The sequence below is a fragment of the Solidesulfovibrio fructosivorans JJ] genome (genome assembly GCF_000179555.1).
Lineage (GTDB): Bacteria > Desulfobacterota > Desulfovibrionia > Desulfovibrionales > Desulfovibrionaceae > Solidesulfovibrio > Solidesulfovibrio fructosivorans.
In genome coordinates, this window is the sequence record NZ_AECZ01000050.1 from 1 (window position 1) to 19,074 (window position 19,074).

General features: G+C 63.4%; 17 protein-coding genes. 4 read left to right on the forward strand and 13 right to left on the reverse strand.

Features of this window, described 5'->3' with window-relative positions:
- Nucleotides 1–37: 37 nt before the first annotated feature.
- From DESFRDRAFT_RS19450 to DESFRDRAFT_RS19495, 10 genes are all read right to left on the reverse strand, one after another.
- Complete coding sequence (locus DESFRDRAFT_RS19450; protein WP_005996859.1) at nt 38–538, reverse strand: HyaD/HybD family hydrogenase maturation endopeptidase; 501 nt, start codon at nt 536–538, stop codon at nt 38–40.
- A 67-nt stretch (nt 539–605) separates the two neighbouring features.
- Nucleotides 606–2,300, reverse strand: a complete 1,695-nt coding sequence (locus DESFRDRAFT_RS19455; protein WP_005996860.1) for a nickel-dependent hydrogenase large subunit — start codon at nt 2,298–2,300, stop codon at nt 606–608.
- A 71-nt stretch (nt 2,301–2,371) separates the two neighbouring features.
- Nucleotides 2,372–3,316 carry a hydrogenase small subunit gene (locus DESFRDRAFT_RS19460; RefSeq protein WP_005996861.1) on the reverse strand — a complete coding sequence of 315 codons (945 nt, stop codon included), beginning with the start codon at nt 3,314–3,316 and terminating at the stop codon, nt 2,372–2,374.
- Between the two features lie 337 nt (nt 3,317–3,653).
- Nucleotides 3,654–4,514 (reverse strand): M15 family metallopeptidase, encoded by an 861-nt coding sequence (locus DESFRDRAFT_RS19465; protein WP_005996862.1) that lies wholly within the window; start codon nt 4,512–4,514, stop codon nt 3,654–3,656.
- Between the two features lie 108 nt (nt 4,515–4,622).
- Entirely contained in the window at nt 4,623–6,191 is a 1,569-nt protein-coding gene (locus DESFRDRAFT_RS20915) for an SUMF1/EgtB/PvdO family nonheme iron enzyme (RefSeq protein ID WP_005996863.1), read from the reverse strand.
- A 169-nt stretch (nt 6,192–6,360) separates the two neighbouring features.
- Nucleotides 6,361–6,918 (reverse strand): C-GCAxxG-C-C family (seleno)protein, encoded by a 558-nt coding sequence (locus DESFRDRAFT_RS19475; RefSeq protein WP_043795364.1) that lies wholly within the window; start codon nt 6,916–6,918, stop codon nt 6,361–6,363.
- A gap of 167 nt (nt 6,919–7,085) precedes the next feature.
- On the reverse strand, nt 7,086–7,607 hold the full coding sequence (locus DESFRDRAFT_RS23045; protein WP_005996866.1) for a rhodanese-like domain-containing protein: 522 nt from the start codon (nt 7,605–7,607) through the stop codon (nt 7,086–7,088).
- 9 nt (nt 7,608–7,616) lie between these two features.
- Nucleotides 7,617–8,096: a MauE/DoxX family redox-associated membrane protein gene (locus DESFRDRAFT_RS23050; RefSeq protein ID WP_005996867.1), complete on the reverse strand. Its 480-nt coding sequence runs from the start codon at nt 8,094–8,096 to the stop codon at nt 7,617–7,619.
- A 139-nt stretch (nt 8,097–8,235) separates the two neighbouring features.
- Nucleotides 8,236–9,000 carry a LysM peptidoglycan-binding domain-containing protein gene (locus DESFRDRAFT_RS19490; RefSeq protein ID WP_005996869.1) on the reverse strand — a complete coding sequence of 255 codons (765 nt, stop codon included), beginning with the start codon at nt 8,998–9,000 and terminating at the stop codon, nt 8,236–8,238.
- A 184-nt stretch (nt 9,001–9,184) separates the two neighbouring features.
- Nucleotides 9,185–9,748, reverse strand: a complete 564-nt coding sequence (locus DESFRDRAFT_RS19495) for a hypothetical protein (RefSeq protein ID WP_233489660.1) — start codon at nt 9,746–9,748, stop codon at nt 9,185–9,187.
- A 213-nt stretch (nt 9,749–9,961) separates the two neighbouring features.
- Between DESFRDRAFT_RS19495 and metX the strand changes: the two genes are divergently transcribed.
- Nucleotides 9,962–11,164 (forward strand): homoserine O-acetyltransferase MetX, encoded by a 1,203-nt coding sequence (gene metX, locus DESFRDRAFT_RS19500; protein WP_005996873.1) that lies wholly within the window; start codon nt 9,962–9,964, stop codon nt 11,162–11,164.
- Nucleotides 11,154–11,759 (forward strand): methionine biosynthesis protein MetW, encoded by a 606-nt coding sequence (metW, locus tag DESFRDRAFT_RS19505; protein ID WP_005996874.1) that lies wholly within the window; start codon nt 11,154–11,156, stop codon nt 11,757–11,759. The genes metX and metW overlap by 11 nt, the downstream gene beginning before the upstream one ends.
- A gap of 175 nt (nt 11,760–11,934) precedes the next feature.
- Here metW and DESFRDRAFT_RS19510 read toward each other — a convergent pair whose 3' ends face one another.
- The 3 genes from DESFRDRAFT_RS19510 to fdnG form a co-directional block, all read right to left on the reverse strand.
- Complete coding sequence (locus DESFRDRAFT_RS19510) at nt 11,935–12,819, reverse strand: formate dehydrogenase accessory protein FdhE (protein ID WP_005996875.1); 885 nt, start codon at nt 12,817–12,819, stop codon at nt 11,935–11,937.
- Nucleotides 12,820–13,041: 222 nt separating this feature from the next.
- Nucleotides 13,042–13,773 (reverse strand): 4Fe-4S dicluster domain-containing protein, encoded by a 732-nt coding sequence (locus DESFRDRAFT_RS19515; RefSeq protein ID WP_005996876.1) that lies wholly within the window; start codon nt 13,771–13,773, stop codon nt 13,042–13,044.
- A 59-nt stretch (nt 13,774–13,832) separates the two neighbouring features.
- Complete coding sequence (gene fdnG / locus DESFRDRAFT_RS19520) at nt 13,833–16,871, reverse strand: formate dehydrogenase-N subunit alpha (RefSeq protein WP_081458517.1); 3,039 nt, start codon at nt 16,869–16,871, stop codon at nt 13,833–13,835.
- Nucleotides 16,872–17,377: 506 nt separating this feature from the next.
- Between fdnG and DESFRDRAFT_RS19530 the strand changes: the two genes are divergently transcribed.
- Nucleotides 17,378–18,664, forward strand: a complete 1,287-nt coding sequence (locus DESFRDRAFT_RS19530) for a citrate synthase (RefSeq protein WP_005996879.1) — start codon at nt 17,378–17,380, stop codon at nt 18,662–18,664.
- A 167-nt stretch (nt 18,665–18,831) separates the two neighbouring features.
- Nucleotides 18,832–19,032: a hypothetical protein gene (locus DESFRDRAFT_RS19535; RefSeq protein ID WP_005996880.1), complete on the forward strand. Its 201-nt coding sequence runs from the start codon at nt 18,832–18,834 to the stop codon at nt 19,030–19,032.
- Nucleotides 19,033–19,074: the final 42 nt, after the last annotated feature.

Here is a 19,074-nt window from a genome sequence, read left to right on the forward strand (position 1 = left end):
TTTTTAAAGGGTTTCCCCTCTCGCACCTCCTTTCTTCCTAACTTTGTCCTTTGGGCGTGGCGACGCCGCCGGCGGCGGCGAGTTCGGCCAGGGCGATGTCGATCATGGCCGGAACGCGTTCGGCGATGGCGGGCGAGAGTTCGATGCTCATGTTCTGAAAATCGAGGGGCTCCATGCCGATGACCACGGTGTCCGGGCGGTGTCCGGCCAGTTCGCAATAGATCAGCGTGTCGACGAGGTCGGACTGGTGCATGGAGTCCTTGAAGGCCAGGGATTTGCGCAGGTCCTCGCCGGTGAGACGGTAGATGGTGCCGGGGGCGTCGCCGCCGAGCACGGCGTCGAGCACGATGCAGTAGTCGCATTCCATGAGCGGGGCCATGAGCTTCATGCCCAGGTTGCCGCCGTCCATGAGGGTGACGTTGTCGGAAAAATCGTGGGTTTCGAGAAGGCGCTCCACGGCCCGCACGCCGACGCCCTCGTCGGTGTAGAGGATGTTGCCGACGCCGAGGATGAGGATTTTGCGCGGGGTATCGGACATGCGACCTCCTTGAGAAACGAAGAACCCGGCCGAAGCCGGGTCCTTCGTATAAGCGGCGTTGCCGCTCTTAGCAAACCTTGAACTTGAGGATCTCGTTGGTCTCGGGCTCGATGACGTGCACGCCGCAGGCGATGCAGGGGTCGAAGGCGTGGACCGTGCGCAGGATTTCGACCGGGCGTTTGGGATCGGCGATGGGCGTGCCGATAAGGGCCTCTTCCACCGGGCTCTTGTCGCCCTGGGCGCCCCGGGGACCGAGGTTCCAGGTCGAGGGGACAACCAGCTGGAAGTTGTCGATCTTCTTGCCCTTGATGCGGATCCAGTGGGACAGGGCGCCGCGGGGAGCATCGGCCAGGCCGACGCCCTTGGACTCCTCGGGCATCTCCCACTTGGCGCACAGGGTGTTGTCCTTGGCGCCGCTGTCGGCCATTTCCTTGATCCACTTCTCCATGTTGGCGCAGACGATGGCGGTCTCGATGCCGCGGGCGGCGGTGCGTCCGAGGGTCGAATGCAGGGCCGTGGCCGGGACGGAGAGTTTGCCGAGGACCATGTCCACGACCTTTTTGAAGTCGGGCTGCCCCTTGGCGTAGGCGATGAAGGTGCGGGCCAGGGGACCGACTTCCATGGCCTTGCCCTTGTAGCGGGGGGCCTTCATCCAGGAGTAGTGGTCCTTGTCGTCGAGCTTGGTGTACTTGGGATCGGTGACGCCGTCGTAGGGGTGCTTGCCGTCGCCGCCGGGGGCGTACCAGGAGTACTTGACGTCTTCGTAGATGGCGCCGAGGTCCACGTTATCCACCTTGCCGAGGTCGCGGCCGGTGATGACGCCGGACGGAAACTGCGAGGTGGCCAGGTGTTTCTCGGGGGAGCTGTCGTCGGTGGCGAACTCGCCGAAGGCCAGGTAGTTGCTGGTGCCGCCGATGCCGCCCCAGTCCTTGTAGAAGCCGGCCACGGCCAGCAGGTCAGGGATGTAGCACTCGTTGACGAACTGGCAGACTTCCTTGCTCAGGGCCAGGTAGTTGGCCAGCGGGTCCTTGGTCAGGCCCTGGTAGTTGGAGCAGCCGCCCACGACGGTGAACTGGGTGTGGGGGTTCTTGCCGCCGAGGATGGCCATGGCGCTGGCCGCCTTGACCTGCATGTGCAGGGCTTCCAGGTAGTGGGCGGTGGCGATGAGGTCGACCTCGGGCGGCAGGTAGTAGGCTTTGTGGCCGCCGAGGAAGTAGGCGTTGGTGAAGATGCCGAGCTGTCCGGACTCGACGAAGGCTTTCAGCTTGTCCTGGACGGCCTTGAGGGCCTTGGCCGAGTTGCCGGGCCGAGCCGGGGCGATGGAGGCTGCCAGTTTGGCGGCCTTGTTGGGATCGGCCTTGAGGGCGGCGGTCACGTCGACCCAGTCGAGGGCGTGCAGGTGATAGAAGTGGACGAGGTGGTCATGGAGATACTGGGAGGCCATGACCAGGTTGCGCATCATGCGGGCGTTGGCCGGGATGCTGACCTTGACGGCGTCATCGACGCAGCGGCTGGAGGCCAGGGCGTGGACGTACGTGCACACGCCGCAGGCGCGCTGGGTGAAGTGCTGGGCGTCGCGGGGATCGCGGCCTTTGAGGATGATTTCCAGGCCGCGGAAGAGCTGCGAGGAGCTCCAGGCGTCCTTGACCTTACCGTTTTCCACCTCGACCATGATCCGCAAGTGACCTTCGATCCGGGTAATGGGGTCGACCACGATGGGGCCGGTGAAGGTGGATTGTGGCGTGGGTTTGCTCTCAGCCATATGCTTCCTCCGTCACGAGACGTTCGGTGCTGTTGAAGGTGTCCGGGTACTGGCCGCTACAAAGGAGGGGGTTAGCCCTGCTCGTAGAACGGCGTCATGGTGTCCCAGAAGTCCGGCTCGCTGCAGCCGAGGCAGGGGTGGCCGGCCTGGACGGGCCAGTTGACCTGGTTGAACAGCACCTTGGGGCAGTTGTTGTAGGTAACGGGGCCCTTGCAGCCGAGTTCGTAGAGGCAGAAGCCTTTCTTGGCCTCTTCGGAATCGAAGGAGGGCGCGAATTCGGAGGCCTCGAAGTGGGGCAGGCGCGGACAGTTGTCGTGGACCAGCTCGCCGTAGAAGAGCTTCGGACGGCCGTTCTCGTCGAGATCCGGGATGCCCTTGGTCAGGACATGGACCACGGCGCCCACGAAGTTGATGGGGTTGGGCGGGCAGCCGGGGATGTTGATGGTCTTGACGCCGAGGGCTTCGGACACGCCCTTGGCCTGGCTGGGATTGGGTTTGGCCTTCTGGACGCCGCCGTAGGCGGAGCAGGTGCCGATGCAGATGATGCCCTTGGCCTTGGCCGCGGCCTTCTTGGTGGTCTCGATCATGGGATGGCCGGCAACCATGCCCCACTGGCCGCCGTCGATGGTGGGCAGGCCGCCCTCGACCACGAGGTAGTAGCCGTCCTTGCCTTCGAGGGCCTGGTGCAGGGCCGCCTCGGCGGCTTCGCCGGCCGCGGCCATGATGGTCTCCTGGTAATCCAGGGAGATGGTGTCGAGAATGAGCGCGTCTATATAAGGTTTGATCGTCCGGATCGCCGCTTCGGTGCAGCCGGTGCACTCGGCGTTGTGCAGCCAGACCACCGACGGACGGTGTTTGGCCGTCAATGCTTCGGCGACCTTGGGCGCGAACGCGGGGCCCATGCCCATGGCCGCGGCCACGGTGGCGCAAAATTTCATGAAGTCGCGGCGGGAGACGCCGTTTTGCACAAGCCGTTTTTCCGCATCATCCCTGCCAAGACCCACGGAAAAGTTCATAAACGTCCTCCTTTGTTTTACGAGAGGCATGGTCCGGGGCGTCCCATGATCCCCAGGCCACGTAGCATCCGTTGACCCGTTCGGCACGCGGCCGTCGCAGGCGAACCGGCCGCCGCCGCCTCTATGTGACGGACGCGTCGCGTTCCTGCGTCGCCGGGTTCGATTTCCCTTTTGCAGTTAATCACGAGTTTGTTTGAACGTCAATGGGGTTTGGCAAATTTTTCACGTGATTCAAGGGTGTTACCGGGGTGATGAGGCCGGGGAAGTAAAGGATATGAATAAAGAAATCGTATGCAGCACGTCTTACTGGGATGGGCGACTCCGTGCGTGCGGCAACCTACCGGGAAGGGCGCAGCAGGGAGTCGATGGGGCGAAGCGGCACGGCTTCGCCCCGGGCCAGCCGGGCCAGGAGAAGCAGCTCAGGCCGGTATTCGAAATGCATGAGGTCGAACTCGGCCCATTTGCCGCCCCAGATGAATCCCTCGGCCTCGAAGGCCGCGACCACCTGCTCGGGGAAGCGTTGGCGTACGGCCAGCATGTTCTTGCCGCGCGGCAGGTTGCGCCAGTACGGGTTGCCGCGCGGGCTGACGTCCACCGCGGCGGCGAAGGAGTGGACCGAAAGCCGGTCCGTGCCGGCGATCATCCGCCAGACCATGCCGCCCGAGGCCGGCAGCAGAAAGCGCTTGATGCCGGGATCGGCGGCGGCAAGGCGCGTTAGCCGGTCGGAGACACGTTTGAAGGCGTCGGCCGCGCCGAAGCGGGTATTGAAATCCAGGCGCTGGTTGAAAAAGACGACCGGCCGGCAGTTGGCCCGGACCTCTGCCCGGTCGTGGCCGTACAGGGCCAGGAAAAGCGCTTGGACCCGGCTACGGCCCGGAGAAAACCACAGCGGCGGCTCGGCCGTCACCGGGCCGAGGGGATAGGGCTGGGCCAGCATGGTCTTGAGGTCGGGATCGAGCACCGCCTGCTGGGGCGTGCGCGCGCGGCCGTCGTCGTAGGCAATACGCGCGCCGTCGCGCAACACGACCGTGATGCGGCCGTCCGGCGAAACCTCGATGGCGGTCATGACGCCGGGGTAGGCCGTTTCGAGAACAGACAGGTCGCGCCGGGCCTGGGGGGAAAGAGCCACCAGCGCCGTGGCGGGCAGGGCGGCGATAAGCAAATATAACAGTATGGTGAGAAGCAGGAAGCGCGGCATGGTCACGGTCTGGTGGACGCTGGCAGAGAGGGTGCGAGGTGGTGTCATAATCGAAAAAGTGGGGGGCGCCGCACAGGGGCGTCATTGATTGCGGCCGGAGCGAATCGGTCAAGGCGCTTTTCGGACGAGGCGGAAACCAAGATTGTCCGCCCGGATGATTTCCATACCCAGATTTTCCCGCCGTACGCAACTCGCATCCTGGCCGCTGTTCCAGGCTCCGCCCCGGATGACATACCCGTCGCCGGCAGTTGCCTGCGGGTTGTTTTGCTTGCTGGGATCGTACCAGCCATGACGGTCGTCGGTCCATTCGAACACATTACCGAGCATGTCGTCGAGACCGAAGGGGTTCGCCGCGTACCGGGCCACGGGAGCGGTCCTTGCGGCCCGGTCGTTGCAGGGAAATGGCTCCCAGGCGTAAAGGATTTCCGCATGGCCTGCTTGGTCGTAAATGTTGGCGTAGCCGCAGGCCGCCTTGGCCGTATCTCCCCAGGGAGTAAATATGTAGTTACGAGCCCGGCAAGCGTATTCCCACTGGGCTTCTGTGGGCAAAAGAAACGTCCCTGCCCCCGAGGCGGACAGCCAGCGCATCATGGCCTTGGCGTCGACTTTGGAAACATGGACCACCGGATGCTCCTCCGTTTGGGGAAAGCCGGGATCTTTCCAGGAAACCTGCCTGATCTTTTTCCATTTTCCGTTATAGGTCAGACTCCATCCCTGCTTTTCGGCGTCGGTTTTGTAGCCCGTCGCGCCCACAAACTTGGCGAATTGCCCCCTGGTCACCTCGGTTTTTCCCAGCCAAAATCCGTCCACACAGACAGTGTGGACTGGTCCTTCGTCGCCCCGCCACTGTTCCTGGCTGAGGGGATTGCCCATGGGGTAACACTCTCCCGGAATCCAGACGAACGTCATGCCGGTACGGGGCTCGGTCCAGGTCTTGGCCGGGGTGGGCGCGGGGAGGGAAGCGTTCGTGGCGACACCAGTAGGCGTCGCTGCGGGGACGGCAGCCGTGTTGTTGGCTGGCTGCGAGGCCTGGGCGGAAGCTGGAACGGTTTTCTTTTGGCTTGGGGCTGGCGCTGTGGTTTGGGGTAAGCTTGGCTGAGACTGCCGGTGGGAAACCATCGTAGGTCGCGGCGTGACCGTCTTTTCGTATGCATAGAACCCGGCTGCGACGCACAGGCCGACAAGTGCCATGGCAGCCAGCGGCTTCGCCAGCGACAGGCCTTTATGCCTGAGCGCCACCGACGTCGGCGGCCCGGGGACGGTATCCAGGAACTGAAGCATTTCCTCCAGGCCGTCTCGCGTGAGGGGTATGGACTGAAAGGGAACGAGTTCCTGGGGTAGGTCGGAAACGGTCATGTCCCCGGTGAGCAGAGTAAGGAGGTTGCCTTCCGTTTTTTTATCATTGCGCCGGGCGATGTAAATACTCCATTCGTATTCGACCCAGCCGGAGATGATGTATTCGGGTTTTGATGCGACGACGACCATGTGACGGCACTGGGAAATGGCTTTGGCAATAGACTTGAGATACTGGGATTGGCCGACGAAGCTGACTGAAATCGTGCTGAAAAAAGGATTGAATCCATGCTGCTGCAGGAATTCAAAAATTTTGTAGGCGTATTTCTCGTCTTCACTTTTAAAACTGATGAAGACGTCGAAGGTCGTTTTGTCGTCGGCCATGGTGCACGCCGCTTGGATGATTACTTGTGTTTTTAAAAGAGAGCGTAACAGAATCAGGATAAAAAATAAAAGAATACGAGGTGGCAAGCAGCTTGTCAAACACCGTTGGGCGAGTCATGCTCTAACCCATAAGCGCTGGAGACTGTTGCGGGGGGGCAACGGTGCGTCGCTAACGGCAAAAAAGCGACAGCAGCCATTTGACCCGGCCGCACAGGCGCGGTTCCCCTTTGGTGGGGGCGTCGGGGCAGTCGACGAGTTCCGGGCGCAGGGCGAGGATGGACCGCACGGCCAGTTCCGCGCCGTAGCCGGTCAGAGCGGCGCACTGGGCGGCATGGGCCTTGGCGTCGTCCTTGACCTTCTTGGATAGCACCCGGCAGCAGGCGGATTTGTGGCGGTTGACGAAGGCTTCGTGGATGGCGGCGGATTGTTGCCGGATGGCTTGCCGAGTCGGGCCGTGTCCGCCCCGGGCGCAGACCATGCCCACGGAGGCGCAGGCGCCGGCTATGGCCCCGCACAGGCAGCCCCGGTCGCCGATGCCGGCTGTCAGCCCGGCGGCGATGCCGACCGCCTGCTCGTCGGGCAGGGGCTGGCCGAAGGCCTCGTTGACCGCGACCATGATGGCTTCGGCGCAAAGGAGCTTACGGTTGGCGAAAAGGGCGGCGGCATGCTTGCCCACGGCCGCGACCAGGGCATCCGCCGCCTCCAGGCGTGGCGCGGGAGAGTTCATGATTGGCTGCCTTTTGAGGGGGGGCTTTGAGGGCAGGGGGTTGCGTCGGAAAAAATCGAACAGCAGCATTGCTTTTTCACCGCCAAGGGGGCGGGGGATTCTCCCTATGGACGGTCCGGGAGGAAGCCGCTCCTCCTCCCGGACGTCGGGGAGGTGTTCCCCCGTACTTACTTCACCGCTTCGACGGGATAGCCCGCGCCCTTCCAGGCGAAGATGCCGCCCGGGAAGCGGTAGACGTTTTTATAGCCGAGCTTTTTGGCCCAGATCGCGCCGTTGTGGCTGCGCGTGCATTTGACGAAGCCGCAGTAGATCACGATGGTTTTGTTTTTGTCCGGGCCGAGCAGCTTGACGTAGTCGGCCTCGGTCTTGCCGCCGGTCTCCTTGGCGTCCCATTTTTCCATGTCCGGGATGGGGAAGACGAAATTGACGGCACCGGGGATGTGCTCCTTCTTGTAGCTGTCCTCGAAGGGCATGGTGTCGACGATGACCATCTTTTTGCCCGCGTCGATCCACTCTTTGAGCTCCGTCGTCGAAACAAGGCCGTAGCCGCCTTTCTGGGTGTCCCGCACCAGCTTGACCGCCTCTTTTTCCTTGGCGGCCTCATCCTCGAACTTGTTGGCCAGGGCCGTTTGCGCCAGGCAGAAAACCGAAAGCAAAGCCAGAATCAGGGTGAGTTTGACTGCGCGCATGCACTCTCCTTACGGGGTTTGGGTTGCGGGAGTAAAGCGCTGTCTGCCGCGGACGCGACGCCACAGCAGGCAATAGACGACACCGGCCAGCATGGCCAGATCACGCCATAAAGTCGTATGCAGGCCGTGGTAGACCTCGCCTTCCGGATCGCCCGGGCCGTAGCAGCCGCAATCGATATCCAGGCCCTGCCGGATGGCGTTTGCGACCACGCCGATAAAAAGCAGCAACAGTCCGCCGATGATGGCAAGCCCCCCCGGTGCGTCGAAGGCGAGCAGCAGCCCGCCGACGATCTCCAGCACCGGCAGCGCCACGGCCAGCGGCGTGACCGCGTCGGAAGGGAGGATGGAAAAGGCCTTGATGGTCAGGACAAAGGCGTGGACGTCGGCCAGCTTGAGCGTCCCGGCCACGATGAAGAAGACGGCCAGGGCGAGGCGGACGGCCCGATAAGTCCAGACCGAGGCGAGGAGGTTACGGCAAGAGTTCCCCATGGCGTAGGGTCGCGCTTTGGATTTGGCGACCCTACAGCCTTAGCATGGGGGATATGCCTTGACAAATTAAGAAAATAAATAGGTTGCAACGATGCGGATAGGCGCTCTCGATAAAGAGCCGGTAACCCGGGCGCGGCGCCTACTTCTTGACCGGAATCCGGATGGTCATGCCCGGGCGCAGTTTTTTGGGGTCGATGTCCGGGTTGGCCCGCAAAAGCTGGCGCGTGCTCAGCCCCCGGGCGTTGGCCACCTTGGAGATGATGTCGCCGTCCTTGATCGTGTACGTCTCGTACTCGCCGGTGGCGGCGCCTGCGTCGTCGGTAGCCTGCGCCTTCGATGCCTTGGACGCCTTGGCCGGCGCGGCGGCTGCCGGCTCCTTGGCCGGGCTGATGCCCTGGGCCTTGGCCGAGGCGTCGGTCAGGGGCGCGTAGAAGTAGAACACCCGGCCGTGGCCGCCGTCCTTGTCGTAGCGGTTGCCGATGAAGGCAAAGCCCGGCCAGTTCCACACGGCCACGCTATAAGGACGGCCGTCGGCATCCTTTTTTTCGCGCACCGCGTCGGGCAGGCCGTACTTGGCTTCCAGGCTTTGCTCCATGATCTTGGCCGCGTCCTTGCCTTTGTAATCGATCTCGGCATGGTAGAAGCGGTCCTTGAAAAACGAGTAGGTCACCCGGCGCAACGTGATGCCGCCGAGGTCCTTTTTTTCGCTTGGCAGTTCGTAATGGACGATGTCGCCGTCGCGTTCGACGGCCTTGAGCCCAGGCAGGGCCGAGGGGGCGCTTCCCCAGGTTATGCCGCGAAAATCACTCGGTTTTTTCGCCTGGTCAGCGGCCAGGGCGGGACAGGAAATGGCGATGCCGACAAGCAGACAAAAAAGGATGCGGACCGGAAAGCGCATGGACATGGAAAGCGTGCCTCCGTTTCGGAATGCGTTCTCATACCCCGCCCGGGCCGAGCCGTACAGGTCCCGCATGCGGGGAGGATGGGGTGATGTAACTCCCAAACATAAGGAGTAATGTCGCGGAAAGGGATCGCGCGCGTGGGGAACCTTTTTCAAAAGGTCCCCCGCGCATGTCTTTTCCGAAATCCTAGCGATCGGGGAGCGTCAGTTCGGGTTCGGCCAGCAAGGTGTCCAGGTGCACGCCCGATGCCTGCGTGACTGCCTCCGGGCCCAGGTTGTCGCGGCACAGGGCGTCGATCCAGCCGGCCAGTTCCTTGACGCCGAAACCTCTGACATCGAGAAATTCCAGGGATTTTTCAGAAGCCGCCCCCCGGCCCAGGTGCAGGACCCGCAAGCCCAGGGTGAGGCTGCCGGGCTCGAGGTCGGCCCAGGCGATCTTGACGTGGAAAAAGAGCGACAAGGCCGCGTTCGCGGTCATGGGACGGTATTCGCGCAGTTTGAGGTAGATGTAGAGGGCGTCCAGGCGGTGCAGCCTCGAAAGGAGCCCGGCAGGGCCCTCGATCCGTATCCCCAGGCCGATGGAGGCCACGTCCGCCAAGATGAGCGCCTGGCCCCTGCCGCGACAGGCGGTGGGAGGGCGCAGGGCGGCAAGCGGGAGTTTCGACGGCACGACCGTGTCGGCCGGCCACAGGGCAAAATCCAGGACGACGTCGACCGGCGGGTGCACCCGTTTTTCGGCGCGGCGCTCCATTGTACACATAGGACCTCCGCTCGTCTTGCGACCCATGAAACGTCCGTCGATATTTCTTGAAAGATGCTTGGGTGTAAGGGGTCGTTGCGTCAGGTCGTCGAACGTGTTGTTGCAGACGCGACAATAGACATCCTGCCCGGCCTCGGCGGGATTGTCAAAGGGCCGCGCTGGCGCTTTGTCCACCTTCCTGGTAGGACAAAAAACGAGGCGACTATGAGCGAATACACCGGGCATGCCCCAAGCGGGACCAGCGTCGGGCGGGTGGAGAAGCGGTTTTTCACCTTCGCCGTCCCGCCCCATCCTCTGGACGTGGACTCGGGACGCAGCCTGGGGCCGGTCACGCTTGCCTACGAAACGTACGGAAAACTCGACGAACAGGCCACAAACGCCGTGCTGGTGCTCCATGCGCTGACCGGCGACTCCCACGCCGCCGGCTACTACGATACCGCCGACGCCAAGCCCGGCTGGTGGGACATCATGATCGGTCCGGGCAAGCCCATCGACACCGACCGTTATTTCGTCATCTGCTCCAACGTCATCGGCGGCTGCATGGGCTCGACCGGCCCGTCCTCCACCGATCCGGACACGGGCAAGCCCTACGGCCTCACCTTCCCGGTCATCACCATAGGCGACATGGTGCGGGCCCAGAAGGAACTGGTCGAACATCTGGGCATCAAAAAGCTCTTGTGCGCCATCGGCGGTTCCATGGGCGGCATGCAGGTCCTCGAGTGGGCCGTGCGCTACCCGGACATGGTGCGCGCCGCCGTGCCGCTGGCCACCACCACCAAGCATTCGGCCCTGGCCATCGCCTTCAACGAAGTGGCCCGGCAGGCCATCATGGCCGACCCCAAGTGGAACTGCGGCGACTACTACGAGAACGACAAGCCCGGGCACGGCTTGGCCGTGGCCCGCATGATCGGGCATATCACCTATCTTTCCGACGAGGCCATGCGCCAGAAGTTCGACCGCCGGCTCCAGGACCGCTGCGAGATCTCGTTCGCCTTCGACGTGGCCGATTTCCAGGTGGAGTCCTACTTGCGCTACCAGGGCCAGAAGTTCGTGGACCGCTTCGACGCCAATTCCTTTCTCTACGTGACCAAGGCGGCGGACTATTTCAACCTGGAGGCCGCCCACGGCGACGGCTCGGTCGTGGCCGCCTTCGCCAAGGCCCGCTGCCGCTTCCTGGTCGCCTCCTTTTCCTCGGACTGGCTCTATCCGACCTACCAGTCCCGGGCCATGGTCCAGGCCATGAAGAAAAACGGCCTGGACGTCAGCTTCGTGGAGATCGAGGCCAAGTGGGGGCACGACGCCTTCTTACTGCCCAACGCCCGCCTGTCCGGCATGATCGACCGCTTTCTCGACCGGGCCGCCGTGGACGCGGCCAAGGAAGCCAAGGAGAGCGGCCATGCGCTATGACCTGTCCGTGGTCGCCTCCTGGATCGAGCCGGGATCGAAGGTGCTGGACCTCGGCTGCGGCTCGGGCGACCTGCTCCATATCCTGTCCGTGGACAAGGACGTGCGCGGCACCGGCATCGAGGCCGAGGAGGGCAAGGTCACCCGGGGCATCGAGAAGGGGCTTTCCATCGTCCATGGCGACATCAACGAGGAAGTGCGGGATTATCCGGACGGAAGTTTCGACTACGTGATTTTGTCCCAGACGTTGCAGCAGGTCTTCCACCCGGCGATCCTCATCCGGGAAATGCTGCGGGTGGGCAGGCGCGGCATCGTGAGCTTTCCCAATTTCGCCTATTACCGCATCCGGGGCCAGCTGCTTTTCCGGGGCCGGGCGCCGGTGTCGCGGGAACTGCCCTACGAGTGGTACGACACGCCCAACATCCGCGTCATCACCATCCGCGACTTCCGGCGTTTTTGCCGCAAGGAAGGCTTCGCCATCGCCAGGGAGACGGCCGTCAGCACCCCGCACCATCATGAGAAGGGCTGGGTGGTCAAATTCCTGCCCAACCTGCTGGCCACCTACGGCATGTTCATGCTGCGTCGCCGCGAGACGTAGGGGGAGGAAGAAGAAAGAGGATGCGAGAGGGGAACCCTTTTTGAAAAAAGGGTTCCCCTCTCGCGCTCTCCCCTCCCCAAAACTTTTAACGGTGACAGGCTGTTATCGTTAGAAGTCTTTGGAAAGGGGGTCCGGGGGGAAACTTTTCTACAGAAAAGTTTCCCCCCGGCGCCTTTTAAAGGTCTCCTTCAGGAAACTGGTTCCAGGGCGCGGGGCAGATGGGCGTGAACCCTCGCGCCTGGGCCACGGCGTCGAGGTGGGCCAGGCCCGCCGGGGCCACGTCCAGGTCCAGCGGCTCGTCCTGGTCCACCCGGTCCACCACGATGAGGTAGTGCTTGCAGGTCGAGCAGGTGTGGATGCGTTCCCGGGGATGCTCGGCCACGGTCAGCACGTCGAGCTTTTCGTGGGAAAGTTCGCCGCACGTCGGGCATTTTAGTCTGGGGAAGCGCCAGAGGTGCCCGCACAGCGAGCAGGAAAGCATGAGCCGTCCCGCCTTGGAGATGAGAAATTCCGACGGGTCCGGCTTGTCCTTGAGCATGCCCATGGTCGGCGGGGAGCCGCACACCGGGCAGGACGCGCGCTGCCACAAGGCGTCGTCGGCCAGGGGGGACAGGGTGGCCGCCGCCCGGCGCAGCACGGCCGCGAGAATCTCGTGGGTCAGGAAGGGCAGGGCGCGGTGGTCCAGGCCCATCTCGCCGGCCAGCAGGACGATGTCTTCCTGGCGGGCGTCGGTATAGGCGGAAAGCAGCGGCTCGACCGTGCGGGGCCCCATGGCCAGCGCCTGGCCAAGCACCGTCGTCTCCCGGGCCAGGGCCGGAAAGATCTCCCCGAGCCGCGGCAACATCAGCTCGGCGGCGGCCAGGAACCCAGGGGCCAGCCGGTGGGCGGGCAAGGCTGCGAGCAGCGGTTCGCCCGCCGCGAACGCATCGGGATCGTGGGGGATTTCCAAGGGGCAGTCGGGCAGCGCGGCGGCAACCTCCCGGCGCAGGGCGGCCAGGGCGGAAAAAGCCGGCAGGATCGCGTCAAGGCCCGTCGCCTCGGCCGGTGTGCAAGCGCTCATGGCTATGGCTCCTTTGAGGAGGGAAGAGGGGCAAGAGGGTGCGAGAGGGGAAACCCTTTAACACGGGTTGTCCCCTCTCGCGCTCTCCCCTTCCTAAAGTTTACAATGGCTACGATTTTCACCGTAACAACTTCATTCTATTAAAAGTCTTTGGAAGGGGGGCCTGGGGGGAGAACCTTTCTGCAAGAAAGGTTTCCCCCCAGTTTCTCCCCACCTCCTCTCTTAACCGCGCATGCGGCCCACGGGCCGGGCCAGCATGGCCAGGAACGCCTGCCGGGTCATGGGACCGCCCTTTTGCTCCCGGCGTTCGGCGTATTCGTGGTAGAGTTTGCGCGGCTCGGTGACGAGGTAGATGACGTTGATGTCGTCCTCGTCGAGAAGCTGCGCCTTGGGGTTCTTTTCCTTGACCTTGGCCAGGGTCTTGTGGGCCAGGTCGAGCATGGCGTCGCGCTCGCCGAAGTTCATGGTGCCGGTGCAGCAGGTGTGGACGCAGGCGGGCTTCATGCCGGCCTGGACCCGGTCGATGCACATGTCGCACTTGCGCACGAGCCCCGTGTCCTCGTCGCGGCGGGGGATGTTGTAGGGGCAGGCGTCGCGCACGTCCCGGGCCTGGTCGATGCTGAGCTCCTTGGTCTTGTCGGTGTAGATGACCGCGCCGGTGGCCTCGTCCTGGACGACGGCGCCTTCCAGGTAGGAGTCCGCCACGTCCTTGCAGGGCGGGTTGATGCAGTGCCGGCACTGGTCCGGGAAGAACAGCCACTGCACGCGGCCGTCGATGACGTGTTCGGCGAAGCGCACCAGTTTATAGTTGAAGGGGGTGAGGTCCGGCGGGTTTTGGTGGGTTCCCCGCTGGCGGGTGGGCACGGCCTTGTTGCCGTGCCATTCCTTGCAGGCGATCTGGCAGCCGCGACAGGCGGTGCAGCGCGAGGTGTCGATGAAAAACGCCTTGGGCATGACCACGCTCCTTTATCGTGACCGGCCGGGGGAGGCTCGTCCCCCGGCCGGAAGCGGGTTTAGACGAAGAGTTCCGTGACCTTGTCCGCCTTGCGCACATTGACCATGCAGGCCTTGTACTCGGGAATGGCGGTATTGGGGTCGGCCACGGACGGGGTCAGCCGGTTTGTGGCGTCGCCGACGCCCGGGGTGGTCCAACCGAAGCAAAACGGCATGCCGACCAGATGCACGGTCTTGCCCTGCACCGTAAGCGGCGTCATGCGCACGGTGACCATGGCGATGGCTTCGACCTTGCCCCGGATGCTTTCGATGACCACGGGGTCGCCGTTTTTGATGCCTTGCTTCTTGGCCAGCACGGGGTCCATCTCCACGTAGAGCTGGGGCTCGGCTTCGAGCAGCACCGGGGTGTTTCTCGTGTCGCCGCCGCCGCACCAGTGCTCGGTCACGCCGTAGGTGGTCAGGACCACGGGGTACTTGGGATCGCCGGGCTTGGCCAGGATGTCCATGTCGCTTTCCGCCAGCAGCATGCAGGGGTTGCTCAGCTGCTTGGAGAAGGGGTTGGCGGCAAGGGGCGTCTCGGCCGGCTCGTAGTGTTCGGGGAAGGGGCCGTCCACCCGGCCGGGGCCGTAGGCCTGGCCGTGGCCCTCGGTCTGCATGATGAAGGGGTACTTGCCCTTGGGGTCGGCCATGGGCGGCCAGCCGCCGTCCGGCACGTCGCCCACCCATTTGCCGTCCTTCCACTCGATGACCGGCTTGTCCGCGCTGAACGGCTTGCCGTTGAGGTCCACGGAAGCGCGGTTGTAGAGGATGCGGCGGTTGACCGGCCAGGCCCAGGAAAAGCCCGGGTAGAGGCCGATGTTGGCCTGCATGGGCGTCTGGGCCGGGTCGCGGCGCTTGGACAGGTTGCCCGAGGGACCGTAGCAGCCGCTGTAGAGCCAGTTGAGGCTGATGGTCGAGCCGTCGTCGGCCAGGGCGACGAAGCTCGCCACCTGTTCGCCCTTTTTATGCGTCTTGTCGCCCACGGTCACGTCGCGGGTGTACCAGCCGTTGATCTTCTTGGCCAAGTAGTCGGCGTCGTAGTGCTCCGGCCAATCCAGGTTGACGACCGGTTCCGGGAAGGCGCCTTTCTCCTTTTTGTAGAGATCGCGCACCCGGTTCATGATTTCCACGACCATCCAGCCCATGGACTTGCTTTCGCCCATGGGTTCGATGCCCTTGTAGTGCCACATGTGCCAGCGGCCGGAGTTGGAGATGGTGCCGTCCTTTTCGCCGCGCTGGCAGGAGGGCAGCAGGAAGACCTCGGTCTTGATGTCCTTGGGATCGACCCCGGGCCGGTGCCAGTAGTCGCTGGTCTCGGTGTTGTGGATTTCGCCCACGACCAGCCAGTCCAGCTTGTCCATGGCTTTGCGGATCTTGCTGGCGTTGGGCATGCTCTGGCAGGGGTTGTGGCCGTAGATGAAGCCGCCGCGCACCTTGCCTTTGTACATGTTGTCGAACAGGAACAGCGTGGAATAGTCCTTGCCCGGTTCGACCTTGGGCATCCAGTCGTAGCCGAAGCCGTTTTCCGGCGTGCCGGCTTCGCCCATCCAGCCCTTGAGCAGGCTCACCATGTACTTGGGCCGGTTGCCCCACCAGTTGGCGCTCTTGGGATCGTGGCTGACCGGCGTGTTGGCCTTCTGGTAATCGGCCAGCGTCGGCCAGTCGGCCCGGGGCACGGGCAGGTAGCCGGGCAGGATGTGCCACAGGATGCAGTGGTCGGTGGAGCCCTGGACGTTGGGCTCGCCGCGAAGGGCGTTGATGCCGCCGCCGGCCACGCCGATGTTGCCGAGAAGCAGCTGGATGATGGCGGCCAGCCGGATGTTCTGCACACCCACCGAATGCTGGGTCCAGCCCAGGGCGTACATGACCGTTCCGGCCTTGCCCGGCTCATGGGTGGCGGCGTAGATGTCGTACACCTTGAGCAGCTTGTCCTTTGGCACGCCCGTGACCGCCGAAACCTTGTCCAGGTTATAGCGGCCGTAGTGCTTCTTCATGAGCTGGTAGACGCAGCGGGGATTTTTGAGCGTCATGTCCCGCTTGGGCACGCCTTCCTTGTCCAGCGCGAAGCCCCATTTCTTGCGGTCGTACTTGCGCGTGGCCGCGTCGTAGCCGGCGAACAGGCCGTCCTTGAAGGAATACCCGTCGCCCACGATGAAGGCCGCGTTGGTGTACTGGACCACGTAATCCTTGTGGATCAGGTCCTTGTCCAGGATGTATTTGACCATGCCGCCCATGAAGGCGATATCCGTGCCGGAGCGAAGCGGCACATGAAAATCGGATCTGGCCGAAGTCCGCGAGAACTTGGGGTCGATATGCATGACCGTCGCCCCGGCGTCCTTGGCCTTGAGCACCCATTTGAAGGAGATGGGGTGGTGCTCGGCTGCGTTGCTGCCCATGATCAGGACAGCGTTGGCGTTCTTGATGTCAATCCAGTGATTCGTCATCGCGCCGCGTCCGAACGACTCTGCCAGAGCCGCTACAGTGGCGCTGTGTCAGACGCGTGCCTGGTGGTCCATGTACACGACCCCCAGGCTGCGAAGCATTTGGTGCGAAACGGAGCATTCCTCGTTGTCCATCTGCGAGGTGCCGAGCTGGAACAGGGTTTCCACCCGGTTGACGGCCTGCCCCTTGTCGTTTTTGAGGATGAAGTCCTTGTCCCGGGTGTCCTTGACCAGCCGGGCGATGCGGCCGAGCACGAAGTCCCAGTCCTTCTCCTCCCACTTGTCGCTGCCGGGCGCCCGGTACTGGGGCTTTTGCAGCCGGTGGGGATTTAGGTGCATGGACAAAAAGGCCGCGCCCTTGGCGCAAAGCGCGCCTTCGCTGACCGGATAATCCGGATCGCCTTCGGAGCTGATCAGCTTGCCGTCCTTGACGGACATGATGATGTTGCAGCCGCAGGAGCAAAAGCCGCAGATGGTCAGAATCTCCTTGCAGCCCTCGATCTTGAGGGGTGCCGCGTAGGCCGCCGCCGGCCGGACGCCAAAGCCCAGGTCCTTTATCCCCAGGCAGACCAGGCCGGCCCCAGTCAGTTTCATGAACCCGCGTCGCGAAATGCCCATACCGCCTCCTTTTTCCGGTTGCGCACGTCCCGGCCGAGGGGCCGGGAACAAACCGCTCTCATTAGATCAGGCACACTATTTTTTAGAAAAAAGGAAAGGTGCCGGCAAAAAAAACCGGATTGCGCAACGGTTGGCACCAACAGTCACGATTTGGTGAGGAAAAATGCGATGATAGGGTGGGAAAATCGTGGAGGATGCTTTTAGGCTATTTTAAATACAGGAGATTTTTTTTTCGCGGTCCTCCAGCAACCGGCCGGAAGCGTGATCGCATCCGGCCAGGACCTTGCCGGCCCTCGCGGGAAGCGCCGCGATGTCGCCGCCTTGGACGCGCCGGGGAACGGAAGGCGGCGGCGGAAGGGGCGCTTTGTCCCCTCCGCCGGGAGGCCTCGCTTGCGCCGCGAGACAAATCCGAATTATTTTTGTAAACTGCCGCCTAAGCATTCTTGTAAGCCAGACGCCAGGCCGCTTTCGGCCATTCTCCCCTTCATGCGGAAACGAGGAGTCCCATGCGCGAACGCAAAACCGCCACCCTTGCCTATGGCGACACGACCCTGGAATTGCCCGTGGTCGTCGGCAGCGAAGGCGAGGTGGGCATCGACGTCACTTCCTTGGAAAAAGACGCGGGCCTTTTGACCTTCGATCCCGGCTACGCCAACACCGGTTCCTGCCAGTCGGGCATCACCTTCGTCGACGGCGAAAAAGGCATTCTGCGCTACCGCGGCATCCCCATCGAACAGCTGGCCGAAAAAAGTTCGTTCATCGAAACGGCCATGCTGCTGATTTTCGGCAAACTCCCGACCGCGGAAGAGCGAACGGCGTTTCGCACCCTCCTGTCCGAACACGAGCTGCTCCACGAGGGCCTGCTGCACCATTTCGACGGCTTTCCGCCGGGCGGCCAGCCCATGGCCATCCTGTCCGCCGTGATCAATTCGCTCGGCAACTACCACCCGGAACTGCTCGAGATCCAGAACATGGACACCTTCACCAAGGCCGTGGCCAAGCTCGTGAGCAAGGTGCGCACCATCGCCGCCTTCAGCTACCGCAAATCCCTGGGTCTGCCGTTCATGTATCCGGACCCGAATCTCAGCTATTGCCGCAACTTCCTGCACATGATGTTCTCCATGCCCAACCGCGACTTCGAGCCCACGCCCCAGGCCGTGTCCGCCCTGTCGCTGTTTTTGGTGGTCCACGCCGATCACGAGCAGAACTGCTCCTGCTCGACCGTGCGCATGGTCGGCTCCACCCAGGCCAACCTTTTCGCCAGCGTGTCCTCGGGCATCTGCGCCCTGTGGGGCAGGCTCCACGGCGGGGCCAACGCCGCAGTCATCGAAATGCTCGAGCAGATTCTCTCCGGTCGCCACAGGGTCAAATCGTATCTGGACATGGTCAAGCGCAAGGAACGCCGGCTCATGGGCTTCGGCCACCGGGTCTACAAGAATTTCGATCCCCGGGCCCGGGTGCTCAAAAAGGCCGCCCACGAACTGGTCATGCAGTCCGGCGGAAACGACCCGCTCATGGACATCGCCCGGGAGCTGGAGGAGACGGCGCTCTCCGACGACTACTTCAAGAGCCGCAAGCTCTACCCCAACGTGGACTTCTATTCCGGCATCATCCTGCGGGCGCTCGGCATCCCGGTCAACATGTTCCCGGTCATGTTCGCCATCGGCCGCATGCCCGGCTGGATCGCCCACTGGCGCGAGGAAAACCGCGACCCCACCACCCGCATCCACCGGCCGCGGCAGATCTACATCGGCCCGCCGCGCCGGCCCTACGTGCCGCTCGATCAGCGGTAGCCGGAGGGGCGTTGCCCCTCTGGACCTCCCCGACAGGAGGGGCTCCGCTCCTGCCAACCCCCGTTCCTGGAGCCCGCGAGGGGATTCCCCCCGGGGTTCCTTTGAAGGGGGAGAGGGACAAGGTCTGGGGCTTTGCTGGGGCGGCGTGATCGAAAGAGGGGAACAAGATGATCGACGTATCGCTCGAAAAGGTGGCCATGGCCCTGGGATTGGGCATTGTGCTGGCCATGGTCATGGGCTTTGTCCTGGCCAGGCTGGCCGAGGGGCGCGGTGGGCGCGGCCTTTTTACGGCCTGCTTTCTCGTGGTGCTTTGCGTCTACGCCCTGGGCTTCGCCGCCCGCTACGTGCTGATCGAAATCCTGCCATAGGGCGGGGGAATAAAAATGATGCCGGGGGGAAACTTTTCTGAA